A 3366-nucleotide genomic window follows, 5' to 3' on the forward strand; every position below is an offset into this window, starting at 1 on the left:
AAGTTAAAGATATGGTAATAAAGAATCTGGAGAATAAGATTAAGTTGGTGATGATAGTGAGTTGCCTGTTCATGGTGGGCTGCATCATCATCTCGCTGGGGTCCATCTTTACCGCCAAAGGCATGGTGGACGATGCCCACAAGAAAGTGTATGTGTTGGACGGCAATGTGCCTATCCTGGTGCAGCGTACAACGATGGACGAGACGCTCGACGTAGAAGCCAAGAGTCATGTGGAACTGTTCCACCACCTCTTCTTCACCCTCGCGCCTGATGACAAGTACATCAACTATACGATGGAGAAGGCCATGTATCTGGTCGATGAGACAGGACTGGCTCAGTATAATGCCCTGAAGGAAAAAGGCTTTTATAACAACATCATGGGTACGAGTGCTGTATTCTCAATCTTCTGCGACAGTATCAAGTTCGACAAGCAGCAGATGACCTTCACCTATTATGGCCGTCAGCGCATCGAGCGACGTACAAACATCCTGATGAGAAAGCTCGTAACAGCTGGAGAACTGAAACGTGTGCCGAGAACTGAGAATAATCCTCACGGACTGTTGATAACAAACTGGCGAACCCTCCTGAATCAAGATCTGGAGCAGAAACAAAAAACCATTTATTAAGCTATGGGTTGGAAGAGATTGATAGTAGGAGAGCCGATGCCGGACAAGAACGATCCGAAGTATAAGGAGCGTTATGAGCGCGAGGTGGAAGCAGGCAAAAGGTTTGCCGACAAGTGCGGCATCAGCTGGGGAGCTAAACGGCTGCAGGAGGTCGGTCAGGAACATAAGATGGCATTTCTGGCTATCGTGTTCGGATTCGTGATGGTGTGCTTTATGATGAATGTGTTCTATCTGATGGATGTCATGCAACATCAGGGGCAGATAAAGGCGACAGCCATCGAGCGTGTTGACAGTGCGATGCAGTCGAAAGGTCACCACATAGTAGTAAACAAAGTAAAGTGAAGATATGAAGAAGATTAATTTCAAACAACCGAAGTACGTCATTCCGACATTGGTTTATATCGGGTCGCTGGTGATACCCTATCTATTCATGGAGGTATTCGATGTAGAGATAGAGGATAAGAAAGACGCCAACCTGCAGACGACCGAGTATCTTAATGCTCAGTTGCCATCAGCCAACGTATCTAAGGATATTGGCAGTAAGCGAAAGAACATGCGCGATGCGTTTGGTGAGATTACTGACCGCAGTGCCGTGCAGGACTTTACGGAGAATCAGGACACCGTGAATAAGAAAGAAGATTTTGAGTCGAAGTATTCTGAGGAGGAGTTGCGTCTGTTGGATGCACAGGCCCAGGAGCAGGCAAGAATCAAGAACCTTCAGGACTTAAATAACCGTATTGCACAGTCAGCCAAGAAGGGTGAGAGCATGAGTAGCGATGATTATGTGGTGCCAATGACAGACGAAGAGCGTGCCAAGGCATTGGCGATGCGTCGTCAGGGCATGATGGCAGAACTCGACCGTGACTTAAATAATATCCGTGCGCAAGGTGCAGCAGCTATAGGTGCTGTGGCAGATGCCCAGGATAGTATTATTTCCAAGGGTGCGAAAGCGGCAAGGGATGTAGCAGATGAAGCACCCAATGCCGTGCGTGAACTCGATGATGATGCCCAGAACAATATCGTGACGAAGGTATCGAAGGATGAATCGGAGTATTTCAATACACTGAGCGAGAATGCGCCCAACTCGAACCTGATAAGGGCTATCATCGATGAAGAGGTAAAAGCCGTAGAGGGTAGTCGTGTACGTCTACGCCTATTGGATGCCATCGACATCAATGGCACACAGTTGCCCAAAGGCAGTTATCTGTATGCTACGATGAGCGGATTCGGTCAGCAGCGTGTAAAGGGTAAGGTACAGAGTGTGCTTGTAGGTGATGAGATCCTGAAGATAGGACTGTCTATTTACGATGTAACGGATGGTCAGGAAGGTCTTTATGTTCCTGCCAGTCAGTTCCGTGAAACAGCGAAGGATATTGGTAGTACAGCTATGCAGGGTAATATGAACCTGAACCAGACCAGTGGCGGTACTTCTGTCAGTCAGTGGGCAGGTCAGGCTTTGCAGAATGCCTATCAGAAGACCTCTAATGCCATCAGTAAGGCCATTAAGAAGAACCGTGTCCGCCTGAAGTACGGAACACAAGTGTTCTTGGTCAATTCCAAACAACAACGCAAGCGTTAGTTGTTATGGAAATGTTAAAGATGTTTAAGAAATAAAAAATTTTGACAATATTCATCATGAAAAGAATTTCGAGAACCAAATTGGGCGCGTTTTTTCTCTGCGCCGCGTCTGCTTTGAGTGCTTCAGCCCAGCAGACTTACAACGAGATGGAGCAGTTGACGGTGAATGAGAACGTCACCACAGTGATAACGGCATCAGAACCCATCCGACTGGTGGACATCAGTACCGACAAGGTGGTGGGTGACAAACCCATTGAGAATGTCATCCGAGTGAAGCCGAAGGAAGGTGGCCATGAGGATGGAGCCGTGCTGGCTATTGTGACAGTTGTGACAGAACGTTACCGTTCTCAGTATGCACTGATATATACTACCAGACTGGAGGAAGCCGTTTCAGACAAGGAGGTACAGATGGATGAGCGTAATGCTTTCCATAACCCTGCCGTGAGTATGAGTACACAGGATATGGTACGCTATGCCCGTCGTATCTGGAATAGTCCGGCGAAGTATCACAGTACCAGGACCAATAAGCACCATGCAACGATGCGACTGAACAATGTCTATGCAGTGGGGGAATACTTCTTTATCGACTTCAGTGTGGAGAACAAGACTAACCTACGCTTCGACATCGATGAACTACGCTTTAAACTCTGTGACAAGAAGCAGCAGAAGGCTACGAACGTTCAGGATCTGATGCTGGAACCAACATTGTTACTCGATAGGAGTATGTCGTTCCAACGAGGTTATAGGAATGTGGCGGTGCTGAAGAAGATGACATTCCCTAATGACAAGGTGCTGACCATCGAACTGAGTGAGAAACAGATTAGTGGTCGAACTATCTCGATGACGATAGACTATGAGGATATCTTGAGTGCTGATGCGTTTGACAGTTCCCTTTTAATTGAAGATTAGCTATGATGAAGAGAATGATGTTATGTTTGGCAGTGGCCTCGATAGGTCTTGTTGCCAATGCACAGACGAATAGCAACCATCTGATGTTTGGGGTGGGAGCTTTGTATGAGAAAGGGCTGGATGCGACCATTGCATACGAGCATGGCAGCAAGTATCATAATGCCTGGGAGTATTTCGCAACGGGCTATCTTCAGTTTGACGATGACCCCAATGCGGGGCATGTGACAAAGAAGAGCTTCTGGCATAACTATAA

The 3366-nt window shown here is 47.1% G+C and carries 4 protein-coding genes and 1 pseudogene; all 5 read left to right on the forward strand.

Annotated elements, in window-relative coordinates; all coding sequences use genetic code 11:
- Positions 1 to 11 precede the first annotated feature (11 nt).
- Complete coding sequence (traK, locus tag Q0R57_RS14615) at positions 12 to 626, forward strand: conjugative transposon protein TraK (RefSeq protein ID WP_237827952.1); 615 nt, start codon at positions 12 to 14, stop codon at positions 624 to 626.
- 3 nt (positions 627 to 629) lie between these two features.
- Entirely contained in the window at positions 630 to 968 is a 339-nt protein-coding gene (locus tag Q0R57_RS14620; protein WP_237827951.1) for a hypothetical protein, read from the forward strand.
- A gap of 4 nt (positions 969 to 972) precedes the next feature.
- Positions 973 to 2205 (forward strand): conjugative transposon protein TraM, encoded by a 1233-nt coding sequence (gene traM / locus Q0R57_RS14625; RefSeq protein ID WP_294749228.1) that lies wholly within the window; start codon positions 973 to 975, stop codon positions 2203 to 2205.
- Between the two features lie 56 nt (positions 2206 to 2261).
- Entirely contained in the window at positions 2262 to 3113 is an 852-nt protein-coding gene (gene traN / locus Q0R57_RS14630) for a conjugative transposon protein TraN (protein ID WP_237827949.1), read from the forward strand.
- Positions 3114 to 3115: 2 nt separating this feature from the next.
- A pseudogene (locus tag Q0R57_RS14635) lies at positions 3116 to 3366 on the forward strand (hypothetical protein); the annotation flags it as partial.

Origin of the sequence: uncultured Prevotella sp., assembly GCF_946407605.1 — a bacterium.
Taxonomy (GTDB): domain Bacteria; phylum Bacteroidota; class Bacteroidia; order Bacteroidales; family Bacteroidaceae; genus Prevotella.

Bases quoted from the DNA above. Each gene is read 5' to 3' on its own strand.
- traK (WP_237827952.1), top strand. From the start codon at position 12: ATGGTAATAAAGAATCTGGAGAATAAGATTAAGTTGGTGATGATAGTG.
- Q0R57_RS14620 (WP_237827951.1), top strand. From the start codon at position 630: ATGGGTTGGAAGAGATTGATAGTAGGAGAGCCGATGCCGGACAAGAAC.
- traM (WP_294749228.1), top strand. From the start codon at position 973: ATGAAGAAGATTAATTTCAAACAACCGAAGTACGTCATTCCGACATTG.
- traN (WP_237827949.1), top strand. From the start codon at position 2,262: ATGAAAAGAATTTCGAGAACCAAATTGGGCGCGTTTTTTCTCTGCGCC.